Genomic DNA, 18,421 nt, shown 5'->3' on the forward strand with positions numbered 1-18,421 from the left:
GCACTTTGTCGCATAGTGCGACTTCTACTTACATGGACCATCTTTGGATTGAGTGCTCCCAAAATTGCCACCATGGTTGGCGGCTTCAAGCACTTTGTCTTGCTGCGAAGACGGAACGACACAGGTAGCACCTCTCATGGCATCACTGACGATCGCAGAATTCATCTTGTCATGTGTCATTGGGACGGTTTCGTATCCGCCGGAAAACTGAGTACCGAAGATCTGAGGCTGCCAAATTGAAAGTAAGTACCGATCCAGAGTGGCTGCCGAGAGCCACCGAGCCTCTTTACTGCCCAGGGCAACTGCATCCATAGCCAGCACGTGAGCCATCAGGTATTCGTCGGGATTCTGGCCATGTTGAAAGATCATTGCGGCATGGTAATAATCGGTGCCGGTGCGAACTTTATTCGCAGCCAGCATCTGTCGAAGGTCGTTCCTGCGTTGTTCGTCATCCTTCGTTAACTTCACCCAATCAATGTGATCGCCCTCTCTTGCTTTCTGATCGACGTTGTACATTTCGGTCAGAGCCGCATTGTCCTGGACGGCGGATGCAGAGTTGCTGCTCACTATCACCTGACCGTACAGACACGAGGATATTAGGGAGAGGAGTAGAACGAAGGCTAGGCGCATTAGCGCTTTAGCTTACCAAGCTGAGTGCATGTTCGACTAGCTTCATCAAGCCCTGAAGCTTTCCAACCGGCAGCGGCAGCGGTGGCGGCAGCGGGCGCGAGAGCTCTGACAAAACGATGTTACCTGCAACTTCGAGCACAGACTTTACTGCCTCTAAACCCCCCGCGCCCGCTCAATCGCCCTCACCACCGCCCGTGCCTTTGCAGGAGGGGACAGAATGCACATGGTAACCTCGTAGGTAACCATGAAGAAGAGCACTAAAATGGTGACCGGTAATCGCCGCTTTTACCAGCCGGAGCTTGATGCCTTGCGCTTCTTCGCTTTCCTTGGCGTTCTCTTCCACCACAAGTCAACTCCTGAACAGTTGCACTTCCTCAAGCATGCGAGTGCCTTCATGGTGTCAGCTATCTGGGCTGCCCATAGTGTGGGCGCCTTTGGTGTCCAGCTCTTCTTCCTGCTGAGCAGCTACCTGATCACCCGCCTCCTGCTCATGGAGGTGGACACAACGGGGACCTTGAATCTCAAAGCGTTCTACATGCGCCGAAGCCTGCGCATCTGGCCGCTCTACTTCTTTTTTCTGCTCTTGTGCTTCGTTCTATCCCGCCTGAGCCATATCGCTGTGCCCGGTGGATTTTTCCTCTCAGCCATCTTCTTTGTCTCCAACTGGTATCTCGGAAATCACTTCCTTTGGATCCCGCTGTTGCTTTTGTGGACGCTCTCCATCGAGGAGCAGTTCTATCTCTGTTGGCCGATATTGATGCGAAGCGGCAAGCGGTCGATAGTCCGCACGGTTGGGTATGTCTCCATTGCCATCACACAGGTTGCTGCGATCTGGCTCATGCTTTCGCCACACCTTCCGCACCCCTATGCCGAACACTCGCGCGTGTTCTACAACACCTTTGCTGAAGTTCAGTTTTTTGGACTGGGAGCTCTGTTAGCACTCTGGGCGGAACGTAAGCCGGTCGCCTTATCTCGTTCCAGACGTCTCTTGCTCGCGACGCTGGGAGTAGCCGCGCTGGTTGCAGCTTCGCTGTTCGATCCGGAACACGTCTCGCTTTCAGCTGGCGCAACGTCGTACGTCGTCATGCTAAATCTAGCCGCATTTGGCGTCACAGCGATCTTCCGGTCGGTCGTGGGCATATCGGCACGATGGTTCCCAGCCTGGCTTCTCTTTCTCGGAAAGATCTCTTACGGCCTCTATATCTTCAACCTGTTCACTGTCTACTACGTCGTAACTCTGAATCACGGTCGCATCCCGAAGCCCCTGGAGCTTCCGATCGTCTTCGTCGTGAACGTAGCTCTCGCCGTAGCCTCGCACTTCGCGATCGAAAAGCCATTCCTCGCATTGAAGTCCAGGTTCGAGATCGTTCGAAGTCGTCCCGTAAACACCAGCGCGGTTTAGCCATCGCTCATCCGATTCGCCTCACCGCTCCACTCAAGGCTAGCGGAGCGAACGGTCCCTGAATGCGGCGTTATCGCGAACTTCGACCACACCCCCTATTTAGTTGCTCAGACTGACGCAACTCACGCCGTTACTTCCTAAACCCCCCGCGCCCGCTCAATCGCCCGCACCACCGCCCGTGCCTTATTCCCACACTCCTCAAACTCCTTCTCCGGCACCGAGTCCGCCACAATCCCCGCCCCCGCCTGAAAGTGTCCCTGCTCCCCATTCATATACAGCGTACGAATCGCAATACACGAATCTAGATTCCCGCTGAAGTCCGCATACAGCACACTCCCGCCATACACCCCTCGCCTCGCCGGTTCCATCTCTTCGATAATCTCCATCGCCCGAATCTTCGGCGCTCCACTCAGCGTCCCCGCAGGGAAGCACGCACGCAACGCATCGATCGTCCCCAACTCTGCCCGCAGCTTGCCCTCCAGCGAACTCACCAGATGCATCACATGGCTGTACCGCTCCACGAACATCAGGTCCTTCACCCTCACCGACCCGAACTCACTCACCCTCCCCACATCGTTCCGCCCCAGGTCCACCAGCATAATGTGCTCGGCGACCTCCTTCTCATCCGAGCGCAGATCCGCCTCCATCGCCCGATCCTGCACCTCGTCCACACCCCTCGGCCGCGTCCCCGCAATCGGCCGATACTCCACGTCGCGCCCATGCACCCGCACCAGCAGCTCCGGCGACGAACCCACAATATGCGCCACCGAAGATTGGGGCGTCACAGAACCGGCTGCCCCACGTTTGGTTTTTGCAGACGCGGGTTTCTTCCCAACCTCTGCGGCACCCTCCAGCCCAAACCGCAGAAAGTACATATACGGCGATGGATTCACAATCCGCAGCGCCCGATACACCTCAAATGCATCCACCCCCGGCACGCAGTCGAACCGCTGCGACAGCACGCACTGAAACACATCCCCCGAAGCGATGTACTCCTTGGTCCTCTCCACCGCCTTCAGAAACGCCGCCTTCGGAGTCCGCGCCGTCACCTTCAGCTTGCCCTCGGGCCTCTTCTTCCGCCGCACAGGCAGCGCACTCGACAGCCTCTTCTCCAGCCTGTTCAGCCTCCGCACCGACCGCTCATACGCGCCCTCGCGAGCCTCGCGCTGCAGATCCGCCGTCACCATCAGGTGGATCTCCTTCTTCACATGGTCGAACGCCAGCACCTGGTCGAAGAACATCAGGCACGCATCCGGAACCCCAAGTTCATCCTTGGCCAGCGAAGGCAGCTTCTCGATCTGCCGCACTACGTCATACGCAAAAAATCCCACCGCCCCCGCCGTAAACGGAGGCAGCCCAGGCAGTTGCGCCGGAGTATGCCCGCTCAGCGCACGCTTCAGCTCCTCAAAGATGTCGCCCTCGAACGTCCTCTCGCGCCGCCCCTCGCGAACCGTAATCCGAGTCCCCCGCGCCACCATCTTCTTATACGGCTGAATGCCGATAAAGGTATAACGGCCCACATGTTCGCCGCCTTCGACCGACTCCAGCAGAAACGCCTCCGGCTCCTCCGCCGCGATACGAAGAAACGCCGAAACCGGGGTCTCCAGGTCTGCGGTCACCGTCCGGTACACCGGCACAAGCGAGTGTTTACGGCTTAATTTCAGAAATTCACGCGAAGAAGGGAGAGAATTGGAGTCAAAAGAGGACATGGCTTCATCCATCATAACTGTGTCGTTACACACTTTTTATCCTCGGCATGGCACCCTTGGCTACAGCCACCCCTCCCCCGCGCATTCCATTGCACTTCGTTCCTTCGCGAGCCTATACTCCTCAAGTTTGGCCACAGACCGGTCTGGCACAAGCTGTATCCTGCTTCCAACGGGGGCAAAATGATGGCCGGAGAATCGCTGATACCAGCAACAGAAAAAAGGAACATCACCATGCAGACCCTCACGCTCGAGCAGGAGACAAACCCCTGGGAAGCCCAGGCCTCTCGATTCGACTTCGCAGCAAATAAGCTCAACCTTGATCCCGGCATCTGGAAGGTCCTCCGCTACCCCGCCCGCGAACTCATCGTCCACATCCCCGTCGGCATGGACGACGGCTCCATCGAAGTCTTCACCGGCTATCGCGTCCAGCACTCCGTCGCCCGCGGCCCCGCCAAGGGCGGCATCCGCTACGCTCCCGACGTCTCCCTCGACGAGGTCCGCGCCCTGGCCTCCTGGATGACCTGGAAGTGCGCCGTCGTCAACATCCCCTTCGGCGGAGCCAAGGGCGGCGTCATCTGCGACCCCAAGAAGATGTCTCAGGGCGAACTCGAACGCATGACCCGCCGCTACACCGCGGAGATGATCGAGTTCATCGGACCAGAAAAAGACGTTCCCGCACCCGACATGGGCACCGACGAGCAGACCATGGCCTGGATCATGGACACCTACTCCATGCACATGCGCCAGACCGTCAATGCCGTCGTCACCGGCAAGCCCGTCAACCTCGGCGGCTCGCGCGGACGCAAAGAAGCCACCGGACGCGGCGTCTCCGTCGTCTGCGACGAGGCCCTCAAGCACCTCGGCATGGCCATCGACGGCTGCCGCGTCATCGTGCAGGGCTTCGGCAACGTCGGCTCCAACTCCGCCAAGCTCCTCGCCCAGAAGGGCTACACCATCATCGGCATCGCCGAGTACGACGGCGGCCTCTACAATCCCAACGGCATCGACATCCCCGCCCTCATCAAACATCGCGCCCAGGCCGGCACCATCAACGGCTTCAAAGAGGCCGAGGCCGCCGACAAGCACGAGCTCCTCACCTACAACTGCGAGATCCTCATTCCCGCAGCCACCGAGAACGTCATCACCAGCCAGAACGCCGACCGCATCCGCTGCAAGATCCTCTGCGAAGGCGCCAACGGCCCCACCACCACCGTCGCCGACGAGATCCTCGCCGACAAGCGCGTCTTCATCATCCCCGACATCCTCGCCAACGCAGGCGGCGTCACCACCAGCTACTTCGAGTGGGTGCAGGACCGCATGGGCTACTTCTGGACCGAGGCCGAGGTCAACCAGCGTCTCGACAGCATCATGACCGAGAGCTTCAACGACGTCATCCTCTACGCCCAGAACCACAACGTCAACAACCGTATCGCCGCCTACATGCTCGCCATCGACCGCGTCGCCTACACCACCAAGCAGCGCGGCATCTACGCCTAAAGCCCGGCTCCTCCCGCTGGTCGGCACAAAGATTGTTGCCGACCAGCGGGAGGCCCACCCGAAGGCTTAAAAAGGTGTGTAAACGCCCGCCCCGCGCGCAGCGGGTCCGTCCGGCAGGACATTTTCCCCTCCGCAACGTCACTGTGGGAGAATGCTTGTATCGGCCCGGGTTCCTCTCCGCGCCGCATCTCGTGCGATGAACCTGCCCAACTCCATCACGATGAGCCGTATCGCCTGCGTGCCTCTGCTCATCTGGATCCTCTCGCCCGCCTTCCCCCTTGCGGGCAGCCACGGCGCCGTGGGCCTGCGCGGCGGCGAGCAGGAGATCATCGCCTCCATCGTCTTCATCCTCGCCAGCATCACCGACGGCCTCGACGGCTACCTCGCCCGCCGCCGCCACCAGATCACCACCATGGGCATGCTCCTCGACCCCCTCGCCGACAAGCTCATGATCACCGCCGCCTACATCATCCTGGTGGCCTACAATCCCCGCATCGTCCCGCCCTGGATCGCCGTCCTCGTCATCGGCCGCGAGTTCCTCGTCTCCGGCCTCCGCTCCATCGCCGCCGCCGAAGGCTTCACCATCGAAGCCAGCGAGATCGGCAAGCTCAAGACCGTCATCCAGATCGTCTCCGTCGTCGCTGCCATCCTCGCCCACCGCTGGGACTACTGGCTCTGGTTCCCCTCGCTCGGCGGAGGCTTCGTCGTCGGCGTCCACTTCATCGCCGTCACCGCCATCTACTGGATGACCATCGTCTCCATCATCTCCGCCATCGACTACTTCGTCGGCTTCTGGAAGAAGATCGACCACGCCTCCGAGACCAAGCGCAAACGCCGCAGCTTCGTCCTCAGCCGCAAGAAAAAACCCCTCCCCCCAGCTGAACACCCCTCCCGCATCTCCTAGGAGCAGGTCGGAAGGTCATGTATCCGGTTTCGGAGTGACGTCTGTAAGATCTACGAATGACGAGGTAGCATCAGCTACAGATCGCATACCACAAACATCCAAGGTAATACTTTCAAGGGAATATTGATGACACTGGTCAGCTGGGCTAGAAATAAAGCGCGAACCACGATCGATCAGATCTTCTGCGTCTCCTCTCCGGATATCAAGCTGGTAGGCGACGAGTACAGCGGTTGGGTGATCAACGTCAGTCCCTTGCCGCAAATCGTCTACTGTGCAGGTGTAGGCCACGCCATGAGCCTTGAGTTGGCCTTGGCAAAGCTGACATCGCAGCCCGTCCTCGTCTTCGACCCCTCTCCGACCGGTATCGAGACCGCATCCAGAAGCGACACGCACAACCTGCAGTTCTTCCCGGTTGGCCTCGCCGCGCATACTGGCTCAATCGAATTTTCCCTGCCAAAAGAGCCGGAAGAAGGCTCCTACTCGCTCGTGCAGGACGGCATCCAGACCATCTCTTTCGAGTGCTGCAACCTGTCGACGATCATGGGCAGAAACGGCGACTCCTGCATCGACCTGCTGAAGATGGATATCGAAGGCTTTGAATATGACATCGTCAACCAGCTTCTCGATCAGCAGCTTCCCGTGCGACAGCTATGCGTCGAGTTTCACGACTGGCTCAGGCCGGGCCAGACCTTCAAGACCATCGCACGTCTCTACAAGGCCGGCTACCGCATCATCTACAAAAAGCGAGGCGACTACACCTTTCTCCTCAATGAATCCCGCTATGCAGCACTACGCCAGCGCAGCCGGAGCCCCCAGTTGGCAGCTTAGTATAAGTTCCCCGGCTCGCTGTTCGCAGTCAATACCTCCATCGCCTCAAGCGTTCGTCCCGCCATCCACCGTCAGATTCGCCCCGGTAATATACGACGACTCCGGCCCCGCAACGAACGACACCAGCGCCGCAACCTCATCCACATGCCCATACCGATTCAGCGCCGTAACCGCCTTCTGCGGCGTCGCCCAATCGCCCGACGCAGGATTCAGATCCGTATCGATCGGACCCGGCTGCACGTTATTCACCGTAATCCCCCGGCTCCCAACCTCCCTCGACAGGCTCTGCGTAAACATCTTCACCGCTCCCTTCGTCGCCGAGTAAGCCGCCAACCCCGGCGTCAGGTTGCGCTCGCCCACGCACGAACCGATCATGATGATCCGGCCGCCATTCTTGATGTGCTTCAACGCCGCCTGCGTCGCAATAAACACGCCGCGGATGTTGATGTCGATCATGCGATCCATCTCCTCCAGCGTGGTCTCCTCGAACCTCTTTGGAATCGCCGTCCCGGCATTGTTCACCAGCACATCCAGCCCGCCGAACGTCGCAACCGTCTTCTCCACCGCACCCTTGATCGCCGCGGTATCGGCAGCGTCCGCCTGGATCGCCAGCGCCTTTCCTCCGGCAGCCTCAATCGCCTTCACCACCGCCGCAGCCGAGGCAGCATCCTTCGCATACGTAATGGCCACGCTCGCTCCATCCGCTGCCAGACGCTTTGCAATCGCCGCGCCGATGCCACGCGAACCGCCGGTAACCAGTGCCACTTTCTTCGCCAACTTAGACATAAACTCTCCTTTGTTTTCTGTGAACAAACTCCGTTGAATACGCACCCCGCTCGAGCCCCTAACCTATCCCGAGCGAACGAAAGCTACGCGCCCATCCTGCCTTGCGCGCACCGTTTGATAGATAGGAGTTTGGAGAGGCCCGATGAAAAGAGGATGCAGATTGCCTTCTGCCATCACGATATCTACACTTTCTTCACTTGAAAAATACTTTGCAGGCAGGATTCCATGCTTATCAGGCATGGAAATCGACTTATTCAGGAATGAGCAGCTCATGGAACTCAGGCACCTCAGGTACTTCATCGCCGTAGCGGAGACGAGAAGCCTCACCCTGGCCGCAAGCCAGAGACTGCATACCACCCAGCCCTCCCTCAGCCGCCAGATGAGCGATCTCGAGGCAGAGGTCGGGGCGCAGCTTCTTACACGCAGCGTCCGCGGCATCGAACTCACCGCCGCCGGACGAGTCTTTCTCGACCACGCCCGTGTAGTGCTCTCGCAGGTCGAGATCGCAGTCGAGTCCGCCCGCCGCCTAGCGGACCCGGCCAAACCATACTTCGTGCTCGGCTTCCTCACCGGACACGAATCGACCTGGCTGCCCGAAGCCCTGCAACTCCTCCGAGACGAGCTGCCCAACATCCACGTCGTCGTATCCAGCCAGGTCTCTCCCCAACTCGCCGTGGCCCTCTCGAAAGGCACTATCGATGCCGCCTTCCTTCGACGAGAGGAGGGAACCTCCGACCTTGCCTTCCGCCTCCTCGTCAAAGAGCCTCTCGAAGTATTCATGCCGAACGATCATCGCCTCACCGCCCAGGACTCCATCGACCCGCACGAGATCGTGGGCGAAACCTTCCTCAGCGTATCCGGCAAAGCGCTCAGCGGTCTCGCCCGTCCCCCAGCCCTGCGCATCGTCATCGACGCCTACCTCAAGCAGTGCGGCATCGACATCAAGCCCAGCCACGAGGTAGACAACCTCGCCGGAGTCATGTCCCTTATCACCTCCACCCACGGCGTCGCACTCCTGCCCACCTACGCGAAGCACCTGCTCCCCGGATCGGTCACCAGCCGCCCCCTCAAAGGCGAGACCCCCACCATCGACCTATGCGTCGGCTACAAGAAGGACAACCCCTCCCCCGTCCTACAGGTCTTCCTCTCCCGCTTCGACGAGCTCGTCACCCGCGTCGCCAACAAAACCCGCTAATCCACACCGCTGTGTATGCGCCAGCAGTATCGACATACAGCCTGAGCGTAAGTGATCGATTGATATAGAGCGTCATCCTGAGCGGAGCCTCTCGCAGTTTCATCGCGAGAGGCGCAGTCGAAGGACCTGCCACTGGCTCAACGTGCCAATACTCTCTCCTTATCTCGCACCACAGCCGACCCAGTTCCGCATCGTGCTATAGATCGATACCGCCTAGGGTTTGCTTATAATCCTCGAGGAAGACCCGGGACCCATCGTCTTGAAATCGAAGTTGATCTCCGTCTCGAAACGAGTAGAAGTATCCCCAACCTGCAACGGCTTGAACGTCCATCCCTTCACCGCTTCAGCGGAACTCGCCCTAAGCATCTCCGGTCCGCTGACCACAAACGCCTTTTCGATAGCCCCATTGGCCGCAACAAATAGCCGCAGCACAACCGATCCCTGCACACGCGCCGCCATGGCCATCGGCGGGTAGGTCGGCTGCTTTCGTGTAAGCACCAGTGCACCCGCCTGATCGAGCGAGACCTTGCGAATGAGATAGCGGGAAGCATCTTCGTTCTGTTCGAAAATCACCGTACTGTCGCCATTTAGAGCAACAACCCACTGGCACAGAACGTCATCTTCCGGGACCCGGTAGAACACCGTCGCGCACTGGCTTCCCTGTGGACACGGTGAAGGCTTCTTTGCCGATCGACCATGCGCCATCTGCAGGAAGAGGTTTGCCCGTCTTCGGTGCAAGCGCTGTTGGATCGATTGTGACCTGCTTCAAAACGGCACTGACGGCCTTCTGTCCCACTGTCGGCTGTGCCGAATCCTCCGCGAACAGCCTCATAGGAAGAGCCGTAATTACCATGCAGAAATAGAAGATTCCAAGACTTGCAAAAAATCGCAACACGTTCTTTGAATTCACTGTCGTTCAAGCTCCTCGATGAGCTACTGCAGAATAGGATCCCGGCAATTCTAATCCGGCACCTTAGAGAAAGCTCAGATACCTTCGGAGGCATCTCCAAGTCAGAGTGAATCTCTATCGGCCGCGAGTGGGGACGCGAAAGACCAGCAAGACGCCGCATTTCACTACCTAAAACCACATACTTCCCATCGAAGATCGCATGGCTCAGCAGGAAGCGCTTCTTCTTAGTGTCAAGCCCTGAAAACAGGTCAGACGTGGTCTTTTCTAATTCAAACCAAACAAAATAAGCCGTTTACGTCGCAATAAATACTCGCCAAAAGCTGGCGCATCAGTTTGTACCGACTTGATATCATGGAATAAGAGATAAAAAGTGAAAGGGTTAGGCCCTGGCAACTTATGCCGAGGCCTAACCCTTTTCTTTTCAAATTTTTACCCGCAACCCATTTGATATGAATAATTTAGACGAGACCATTTTCGTATCTCGCTCAATCGAAGCCATTTAGCTAAGGTAACCCCCAGGGGGTGGGGTACCCCTGCGATCAGATGAAGCGAGTACCGCGAACGATCACTGGATAATAGGAATCCCCGCGATCCGCTGCTGCCACTCCGCCGGCCCGGTCTGGTGTACGCTCGTGCCCTTGCTGTCCACCGCCACGGTCACCGGCATATCCTGCACCTCGAACTCATAGATGGCCTCCATCCCGAGGTCTGCGAACGCCAGCACCTTCGAGCTCTTGATCGCCTTCGACACCAGGTAAGCCGCGCCACCGATCGCGATCAGGTACACCGCCTCGAACTCGCGAATCGCATCGATCGCCACCGGCCCACGCTCCGCCTTGCCGATCATGCCCAGCAGCCCGGTCTCGGCCAGCATCTGCCGCGTGAACTTGTCCATGCGCGTCGCCGTCGTCGGCCCCGCCGGTCCAACCGCCTCCTCGCGCACCGGCTCCACCGGCCCGACGTAGTAGATGAACCGATTCTTGAACTCCACCGGAAGCTTCTCTCCACGCGTCAGCATGTCGGTCATGCGCTTGTGGGCGGCATCGCGTCCGGTCAGCAGCTTGCCGGAGAGCAGTACCACCTCGCCCGGCTTCCACGTCTTCACCTCGTCACGCGTCACGGTGTTCAGATTCACCCTCCGCGCCGTATGAACGTCGTACTCCAGCTTTGGCCACGCATCCAGCGGCGGGGGCGCCACCATCACCGGCCCCGATCCATCCAGCCTGAAGTGCAGATGCCGCGTCGCCGCGCAGTTCGGAATCATCGCAATCGGGAGGTTCGCTGCATGCGTCGGAAAGTCCATGATCTTCACGTCCAGCACCGTCGTCAATCCGCCCAGCCCCTGTGCCCCGATGCCCAGCCGATTGACCTTCTGGTAAAGCTCGATCCGCAGCTCCTCGATCTTCGTCTTCGCCCCGCGTGCGATCAGCTCCTGCATGTCGATCGGGTCCATCAGCGACTCCTTCGCCATCACCATCGCCTTCTCCGCCGTCCCCCCGATCCCGATCCCCAGCATCCCCGGCGGACACCACCCCGCCCCCATCGTCGGCACCGTCTTCAGCACCCAATCCACAATCGAGTCCGAAGGATTCAACATCGCAAACTTGCTCTTCGCCTCCGATCCTCCGCCCTTCGATGCGACCGTCACATCGACCTCGCCACCCTCCACCAGCTCCACCACCACCATCGCCGGAGTATTGTCCCCCGTATTCCTGCGCGTAAACGCCGGATCTTCCAGAATGCTCGGCCGCAGCACGTTGTCCGCATTCCTCCACGCCTCGCGCACGCCCTCATCGACCATCTCCTGCATGGTCATCATGCCGCCGATTCCAGGCTCCCACTTGACCTCCATCCCCACCTTCACGAACGCCGTCACGATGCCCGTATCCTGGCAGATCGGACGATGTCCCTCCGCGCACATCCGCGAGTTGATCAGGATCTGCGCCATCGCATCCTTCGCCGCGTGGCTCTGCTCCATCTCGTACGCCCGGGCCAGATTCGTAATGTAGTCCACCGGGTGGTAGAAGCTGATGTACTGCAGCGCGTCCGCCACGCTTCGGATAAGGTCGTCCTGATTGATCGTCGCCATTACCAACTGCCTCCCACAGAGGAAATCCTTCCTCAAGACTGCATTCTAATTGTCAGCCGGCAGAGCTGGCCTAGGCTCGCGTCGATGATCGCGCACACGAAAAGGGGTGCGGCAACCATCGCCGCACCCGCGCTTCCACTCACCACAGATCTACCTGATCTTTCCAAACCGATAGACGACCCCGACATTGACTCCGAAGTTATTCTGAATGCTTCCCGGCGGTCCATGCAGCGTATCCGTCGGATCGAGCTTGTAGAAAGTCGCAACGTAGGTCGGCGCTATGCGAAGGGCCAGATTCGGATAGAAGTTATAGTCGAAGTTTGCGCCAATGCTGAAGACAGGCTTGTTGGTCGACTGCCAAAGACCGAAGCTGGCCGAGGTAAAGCCCTTCGTATCGCCGTCGAACTTGCCCAGCGCAACGCCACCTTCGCCCGTCACCGCGACCGCGATCTTCTCCTGCGCATATACCCGGTACGCCACACCGCCCATCAGCGGATACTCCGAGATCTGCGGCTTGAACGACAGGAAGGGAGAGGTGGAATCAATAGGGTTGCCGATCTTCGCATTCCCATACGCTCCGCGAACGTCTCCGATGATCCCCAGCTTCGGGTTCAGGAAGTACGTGCCACTCATGAAGAACGTGACCTCGCTGTTCTTCTGCAGCTGCGAGCCGGGTTGGAATCGCAGAAATCCGCCTCCGCCCGCAACCTCGAACCGATGGTTGTAGGTCTCGGCGGTGGTTCTCGCAATCCTGGCCTTGCGGTTTGCACTCGTCTCGCGGCGCGTATGACGCGGGGCCTGCGCCTGTATCGCAACTGTTCCGCTGGCCATCAATCCCGCCAGCAACACTCCTGCTACCTGCTTCACACTCAACCTGAAACCGAACATCAACGATTACTCCTGCACAAGCTTCGCTTTGCTATTGTGGAACTCGAAGGTCTCGCTAGCCGGGGACCGGTAGCTGCCATCCCTTATTAGAACATCCGCAGCCCCATAAAGCGGTCCCAACCCCCAAGGAGTGCGTTTCGATGGCGAAAAAAAGTAGCAGCGGCGGATTCGGCAAACTCTTTCTCGGCTTTCTCCTCGGCATCGCCGTTGTCGTCGGGAGTCTCTTCGCCTACCTCAAGTTCGGTCCTCTGCCCGTCGCAGTAGCTGACGCGCCCCTTCCGTACGAGGAAAAAATCGTCGGACTTCCCCTTGATGCCCGCATCGACCACGAGAAGAAGAATCCCCCATTCGGCACCAACGAGGATGCCTTTGAGGCCGGCGCCCACATCTACCGCGCTCAGTGCGCCGCCTGCCACGGCACTCCAGGCCACGACGTTCCCTACGCCAGATACATGTACCCCGAGCCCACGCAGCTCTGGAAGAGACACGGCAAACACGGAGTCGTAGGCGTAAGCGATGACGATGCGGGCGAGACCTACTGGAAGGTGGCCAACGGCATCCGTCTCACCGGTATGCCCAGCTACTCCCATATCCTCACCGACACCGAGATGTGGCAGGTGAGTCTTCTTCTCAAGAGCGCCGACAAAGAACTGCCCTTGCCCGTAACTCAGATCCTCAACAGCCCCGCCCAATAAGTAAACCCTCCCGCTAGTCAGGATCATCATCGATCCTGACTAGCGGGAGGGCTATCCGAAGACGTGTAGCGCAACAAGTTTAAGGCAGGGTATACGTAGCGCCCATCACGAACTGGAAGCTGTTCTTCTGATACCCGAACGCAGGATTATTCAGGAAGTTATCCGTCAGGCTCGTGCTGAAGCTGAACCGGTGGTAGACAGGGAACTGAAGTCCAACCATCCCAATTCCCGAGTAGGCATTCAGGTTATTCCACGCCGGAATAATCGTTCCAGACTCAGTCAGAATAAACTTCGCCGGCAGATCCCTGTGGTACGTCTCGGCGAAGCTCGAACCGATCAAGTCCAGGCTTGGCGACGCCGGAAGTAAAGGCTGATTCGGTATCTGCACTGGCGGTATGAAGCTCTGATGCTCATAGTGAACATCCGCCTTCACATCCAGCTCCTGCTTCGCGTCCTTGATCACCGTCGCGCCAAGACCCACGCCATAGATCTGCTGAAAGTCGAGGCCCTGAGAGAAGTTGTGATCGAACGAGACATCGCCCAGCACATACAGTTTCTGGTTCAGATACTTGTCATGCTCGGCGTCCGCATGGAAGATGCTTGTCTTCGCCACCGCATTCGGCGTCGGCGGATTCGTCTGCGGAATCGTCGGCTGCGTCAGCTTTCCGTACGTCTCCAACACATTCACCGTCGAACGCGTCCGCGGAGGAAGAAAGTCGACCGACGGAATCGCGCGAATCAAATTGGCCGCCAGGGTAAAGGTCTCGCCATACTGAGTCGCTTGAACGTCTGTCACACCAGCGGTAAACCCACCCTTCCATCCATGCAGTGGTCCGGGATTCCCCATGACCTCTTTGTTGTACGTCGCGGTGTCGATGACATCTTCGATATCCTTCACCGAGATCGTCTGACTGCTGCTGCTCGCGGGGCTCACCGTTACACTCGTGCTGTCCGCCGCCAGCGTACCGCCCGGCCGGGCCACGCGCTGCACGACCTCACCCTTCTTCAGCACAACATAGTTCCCGTTTGCCCTTAGCTCCTTGATCTTGTCCGCCGTCACCGTCACCTCACCCACAACGTCGCTCTTGAAGGTGTACGAGTTGCCAATCGCCTTCTCCAACGTTCCGGTCAGCTGGTCGCCGTTGGTAAAGACCATCACATCGGGCGGTGGGCCAGCGGGTTTGGCTTGGGACCACGCCCCGACCGTATGTAGTGAAAACACGCCAGCGAACAGGCTCGACGCGAGAAGAAGCTTGCCTGAAGATCTTCTGCGAACAGGGGTTAATGGGTGGCCGCTCATGTTTTTAAAATAGCGTACCCTCGCAGGCAGCGAGGTTAAATATGCGGCCTTTATTCGTGTCATTGGAAAGGTCTTGCGTCTGGTCGGCATCTCCAGCACAGAGGACGCCGCACCAAAGGCCATCACCGCCTCCGATCCTCCCTCGTGGCGCGCTTTGAACCCGCTCACAGCGAAGTCAGACGATTCCGCAGAGTAAATCCGAATCGTAGATCGAATTTTCACGAGATCAACTTCAAATTCGACCTTCGTACGACTCAAGGTCTGAATTCCGGCAAATCCATGCTGAGGCCTGCCGAAAAGCTGCCTCGCAAAATGTGCAACTCTTCTGTGAAAGAAAGTCTTGCCAAGAGTAGTTCAATAGGCTTACTATCCGTTTCGGTTCGGTGAGATTCGCAGGTTTCCGCGCATCAGGCCGCGCAAAGTCTATTGAAATGAATAGTTTCCCGGCAACTTCCGACTCTGTTTAAAGTTTCATCATCAACTTCCTGAAGGGGCGGTTACACCCCTCAGCGCGCTTTGGAGGGAAAACAAATGGCATGGTATGCCTACTGTATTGCGGAAAGACAAGCGTTCCCCGAGCTTAGCCGTCATCGTCGTCCGATGCCTCTTACCGGTGTCTCCGGTATCTTCGGCAATCAGGCCTTTCTCTTTCCTGCCAGCGATCTGGCAGTCGTCGTCTCCGAACACACCCCGGAAGACTGTGCACGGCTGGACCAGGTAGCCGCCAGAGACCACGCCCGCGTCGTAGCGGACTGCTTCAAGCTCTCCACCGTTCTGCCCTTTCGCTTCGGTACCACGTTTCAGGACGACGATGCTCTTCGCCGTTCCGTCCGCTCCAATCAGCGTCACTTCCAGGCCAACGTCGAGCGGCTTCGCGGCAAGGCCGAGATGCACCTCAAGGTTCTCGTCGACGATATCTGCCCCGGCAACGCAACCCGCGACATGACCGTCGGCCAGCAATATCTCACCAGCCTGCGCGAGAGTGCGAGCCGTCAGCGCGAACGCCAGTCCAAGGCTCGTGCGCTCTCCGTGCAGATGCATCGCATGTTCCTGCCCCTCGCCGAAGAGATCACCTGCAAGCGCATGGACACCGGCAAGATGCTTCTCGATATCGCCCACCTCATCGACAACAAAACGGTGGAGCGCTATCAGAACAAGTACACCTCTGCCACACTCGAGTTGAAGGACTGCCACATGCAACTCTCTGGTCCATGGCCTCCGTATCACTTCGTACATCGTTCCGGCGCGCAACAGCACAGCGCCTGAACCTCACCGTCATACCCGAGTCCCCTCTGCTGTCACGCGGAGGGGACTTTTCATGTAGCAAACCTGCAAAACGTTTATTTTGTGTGCTCTATGTTCCGATAAGGAACGACATTCTTCACGGGAATCGTCTCACTGGACTACCTTTACCGACCGCGCCGCATCGCACCTGTAGCCGCTTCATATTGCAAAATAAGTCCTTACGGACTAGCTCAAAAAATCGGCAAGGAGAACGTGCATGAACCGCAACAAGAAAGTTTTTGCTGCATTGCTGACTGCTACTGCGTGGTTTTACGGATCGACGACATCATTTCTATCAGCCCAAGAACCAAATCCGACAGCCCAGATGAATCAAGGGCAGACGCCGGCACAGACACAAAACCCCGACCAAATCCAGAAGCAGGACAACGGAATCTATCTCTATCGGGTCAAGGTCGTCCAGCGCGATCTCGATGCTGTGAACTACCTGCATCGCAGCGGCTCTACCAATATCGCCTTCAAAGGCACGGCACTTCTTCCGCTCGCCAAAGGGTCCGCCAAGGTAACCAGTGAACGTGGCGGCATTCACATCTCCGCCAGGTTCCAGGGTCTCACCCCGGCAAACGGTTTTGGACCCGAGTACCTCACCTATGTCCTGTGGGCCATCACCCCGGACGGCCGTCCTAATAACCTCGGCGAGGTTCTTCCAGACAACGATAAGAACAACATCGAAGTAACTACGGCTCTCCAGTCCTTCGGCATGATCGTCACCGCCGAGCCTTACTTCTCCGTCACGCAGCCCAGCGACGTCGTCGTCCTCCAGAACTTCATCATCGGGGACAAGACCACCGGCGTCCTCGAAAAGGTGAACGCCCACTATCTTCTCCTGCCGCGCGGTACGTACGCCCAGACCGACGGTTCTAAATCGAACCTCAATCCGATTACACGCAACGAGAAGTCTCCGCTTGAGCTATATCAGGCATACAACGCGCTGCGCATCGCACAGGCCACTGGCGCCGATAAATACGCTCCGGAGATCATGAAAGAGGCCATGCAGGATCTGCAGAACGCCTCTGACATCGATCAGAACAAGAAGGGCGATCGCAAGATGGAGATCACCTTCGCACGTCAGGCCGTACAGCGTGCAGAGGATGCTCGTCTGGTCACCCTGCGCAAGCAGGCCGCAGAGCGTCAGTACAACGCGGAGATGGCCAAGCGTGACGCCCAGAACCAGAGCCAGCAAGCCCAGCTCGAAGCCGAACGCGCCCGTGCCGCCCAGGCCGAAGCCGATGCGGATCGCGCACGTGCCGAAGCCGCCGCAGCCGAAGCCCAGGCCAGAGCCGCTGCCGCCAACAAGAGCGCAAACGATGCGAACGCCGTTCGCGAAAGACTGCGCTCTCAACTGAACAGCGTCCTTGCCACCAGCGAATCCGCTCGCGGCCTCATCGTCAACATGTCCGACGTGCTCTTCGACACCGGCAAGTACACCTTGAAGCCCAACACGCAGATCTCGCTCGCCAAGGTCGCCGGAATCCTCCAGGCCTACCCCGGTCTGAAGCTCCAGGTCGAAGGCTACACCGACAGCGTAGGCAGCGACGACTACAACCAGAAGCTGTCTGAGAACCGCGCCGATGCGGTTCGCGACTTCCTCGTCACCCAGGGAGTCTCGGCAGACAATATCTCAGCCACCGGTTACGGCAAAGCGAAGCCGGTAGCCGATAACGCAACCGCACAGGGCCGCTCGCAGAACCGTCGCGTCAACCTGGTTGTCTCGGGCGACGCCATCGGCGTCGAACAGAGCAGCCCCGATTCCGCACCTGCCGCTCCTGCGCCTCCGTCGGGCACCAGCAACCCTCCGCAGTAGTCTTTGCGGAAACAAGAGACGAAAGGCCGCCCTGTGCGGCCTTTCGTCTTTTTCGTTATAAGAAGAGCATGGCTTCTCTCAAAGAAAAGATCGTCTTCATCACCGGCGCGAGCTCAGGAATCGGCAGAGCAACTGCAATCGCCTTCGCGCAGGAGGGTGCGCGTCTGCTTCTCTGCGCACGTCGCCTCGACCGCCTGCAAGAGCTCCACCAGCCCCTCACCTTCGAAGGCGCATCCAGCGTTCATCTCTTCCAGCTTGACGTCCAAAACCGCGCCGAGGTCGAATCATCCATCGCCGGTCTGCCCGAAGACTGGAGACAGATTGACATCCTCGTCAACAACGCCGGTCTTAGCCGTGGTCTCGCCAAACTCTACGAAGACGATCCTCAGAACTGGGAGGAGATGATCGACACCAACGTAAAAGGCCTGCTCTATGTAACCCGCAGTGTGGTTCCAGGAATGGTAGCCCGCGGCTCCGGCCAC

General features: G+C 58.6%; 17 protein-coding genes. 9 read left to right on the plus strand and 8 right to left on the minus strand.

Annotated features, from left to right (window positions below; genetic code table 11):
* Nucleotides 1–24 precede the first annotated feature (24 nt).
* Nucleotides 25–567 (minus strand): hypothetical protein, encoded by a 543-nt coding sequence (locus GSQ82_RS17685; RefSeq protein WP_158793482.1) that lies wholly within the window; start codon nucleotides 565–567, stop codon nucleotides 25–27.
* A gap of 307 nt (nucleotides 568–874) precedes the next feature.
* Between GSQ82_RS17685 and GSQ82_RS17690 the strand changes: the two genes are divergently transcribed.
* Nucleotides 875–2,032 (plus strand): acyltransferase, encoded by a 1,158-nt coding sequence (locus tag GSQ82_RS17690; RefSeq protein WP_158793483.1) that lies wholly within the window; start codon nucleotides 875–877, stop codon nucleotides 2,030–2,032.
* A 137-nt stretch (nucleotides 2,033–2,169) separates the two neighbouring features.
* On the opposite strand, the gene trpE is transcribed toward GSQ82_RS17690, so the two are convergent.
* Nucleotides 2,170–3,741: an anthranilate synthase component I gene (gene trpE / locus GSQ82_RS17695; protein ID WP_158793484.1), complete on the minus strand. Its 1,572-nt coding sequence runs from the start codon at nucleotides 3,739–3,741 to the stop codon at nucleotides 2,170–2,172.
* A gap of 231 nt (nucleotides 3,742–3,972) precedes the next feature.
* Here trpE and GSQ82_RS17700 point away from each other — a divergent pair, with 231 nt between their 5' ends.
* The 3 genes from GSQ82_RS17700 (at nucleotide 3,973) to GSQ82_RS17710 (ending at nucleotide 6,970) form a co-directional block, all read left to right on the plus strand.
* Nucleotides 3,973–5,238 carry a Glu/Leu/Phe/Val dehydrogenase gene (locus GSQ82_RS17700; protein ID WP_174243088.1) on the plus strand — a complete coding sequence of 422 codons (1,266 nt, stop codon included), beginning with the start codon at nucleotides 3,973–3,975 and terminating at the stop codon, nucleotides 5,236–5,238.
* A 196-nt stretch (nucleotides 5,239–5,434) separates the two neighbouring features.
* Nucleotides 5,435–6,142 carry a CDP-diacylglycerol--glycerol-3-phosphate 3-phosphatidyltransferase gene (pgsA, locus tag GSQ82_RS17705; protein ID WP_158793771.1) on the plus strand — a complete coding sequence of 236 codons (708 nt, stop codon included), beginning with the start codon at nucleotides 5,435–5,437 and terminating at the stop codon, nucleotides 6,140–6,142.
* Between the two features lie 126 nt (nucleotides 6,143–6,268).
* Nucleotides 6,269–6,970 (plus strand): FkbM family methyltransferase, encoded by a 702-nt coding sequence (locus GSQ82_RS17710; protein ID WP_158793485.1) that lies wholly within the window; start codon nucleotides 6,269–6,271, stop codon nucleotides 6,968–6,970.
* A gap of 45 nt (nucleotides 6,971–7,015) precedes the next feature.
* On the opposite strand, the gene GSQ82_RS17715 is transcribed toward GSQ82_RS17710, so the two are convergent.
* Entirely contained in the window at nucleotides 7,016–7,756 is a 741-nt protein-coding gene (locus GSQ82_RS17715) for a 3-oxoacyl-ACP reductase family protein (protein ID WP_158793486.1), read from the minus strand.
* A 271-nt stretch (nucleotides 7,757–8,027) separates the two neighbouring features.
* On the opposite strand from GSQ82_RS17715, the gene GSQ82_RS17720 reads away from it, so the two are divergent.
* Nucleotides 8,028–8,951, plus strand: a complete 924-nt coding sequence (locus GSQ82_RS17720; protein WP_158793487.1) for a LysR family transcriptional regulator — start codon at nucleotides 8,028–8,030, stop codon at nucleotides 8,949–8,951.
* Between the two features lie 213 nt (nucleotides 8,952–9,164).
* On the opposite strand, the gene GSQ82_RS17725 is transcribed toward GSQ82_RS17720, so the two are convergent.
* The 4 genes from GSQ82_RS17725 to GSQ82_RS17740 form a co-directional block, all read right to left on the minus strand.
* The gene (locus tag GSQ82_RS17725) at nucleotides 9,165–9,524 is read right to left on the minus strand and encodes an energy transducer TonB (protein WP_158793488.1); all 360 of its coding nucleotides are present in this window, start codon (nucleotides 9,522–9,524) and stop codon (nucleotides 9,165–9,167) included.
* A gap of 43 nt (nucleotides 9,525–9,567) precedes the next feature.
* The gene (locus tag GSQ82_RS17730; protein ID WP_158793489.1) at nucleotides 9,568–9,861 is read right to left on the minus strand and encodes a hypothetical protein; all 294 of its coding nucleotides are present in this window, start codon (nucleotides 9,859–9,861) and stop codon (nucleotides 9,568–9,570) included.
* Nucleotides 9,862–10,426: 565 nt separating this feature from the next.
* Nucleotides 10,427–11,950, minus strand: a complete 1,524-nt coding sequence (locus GSQ82_RS17735) for a fumarate hydratase (protein WP_158793490.1) — start codon at nucleotides 11,948–11,950, stop codon at nucleotides 10,427–10,429.
* Between the two features lie 150 nt (nucleotides 11,951–12,100).
* Nucleotides 12,101–12,838: an outer membrane protein gene (locus GSQ82_RS17740; RefSeq protein WP_158793491.1), complete on the minus strand. Its 738-nt coding sequence runs from the start codon at nucleotides 12,836–12,838 to the stop codon at nucleotides 12,101–12,103.
* A 140-nt stretch (nucleotides 12,839–12,978) separates the two neighbouring features.
* Here GSQ82_RS17740 and GSQ82_RS17745 point away from each other — a divergent pair, with 140 nt between their 5' ends.
* Nucleotides 12,979–13,533 (plus strand): cytochrome c, encoded by a 555-nt coding sequence (locus tag GSQ82_RS17745; RefSeq protein ID WP_158793492.1) that lies wholly within the window; start codon nucleotides 12,979–12,981, stop codon nucleotides 13,531–13,533.
* 79 nt (nucleotides 13,534–13,612) lie between these two features.
* Here GSQ82_RS17745 and GSQ82_RS17750 read toward each other — a convergent pair whose 3' ends face one another.
* Nucleotides 13,613–14,755 carry a DUF481 domain-containing protein gene (locus GSQ82_RS17750; RefSeq protein ID WP_254061723.1) on the minus strand — a complete coding sequence of 381 codons (1,143 nt, stop codon included), beginning with the start codon at nucleotides 14,753–14,755 and terminating at the stop codon, nucleotides 13,613–13,615.
* Nucleotides 14,756–15,364: 609 nt separating this feature from the next.
* Between GSQ82_RS17750 and GSQ82_RS17755 the strand changes: the two genes are divergently transcribed.
* The 3 genes from GSQ82_RS17755 to GSQ82_RS17765 form a co-directional block, all read left to right on the plus strand.
* Entirely contained in the window at nucleotides 15,365–16,099 is a 735-nt protein-coding gene (locus GSQ82_RS17755) for a GvpL/GvpF family gas vesicle protein (RefSeq protein ID WP_158793493.1), read from the plus strand.
* A 235-nt stretch (nucleotides 16,100–16,334) separates the two neighbouring features.
* Nucleotides 16,335–17,939, plus strand: coding sequence for an OmpA family protein (locus GSQ82_RS17760; RefSeq protein ID WP_158793494.1), 1,605 nt, complete (start codon nucleotides 16,335–16,337; stop codon nucleotides 17,937–17,939).
* Between the two features lie 68 nt (nucleotides 17,940–18,007).
* On the plus strand, nucleotides 18,008–18,421 hold a 414-nt coding region (locus GSQ82_RS17765), incomplete at its 3' end, for an SDR family NAD(P)-dependent oxidoreductase (protein ID WP_158793495.1).

It is taken from the genome of Granulicella sp. L60, from assembly GCF_009765825.1.
GTDB lineage: Bacteria > Acidobacteriota > Terriglobia > Terriglobales > Acidobacteriaceae > Edaphobacter.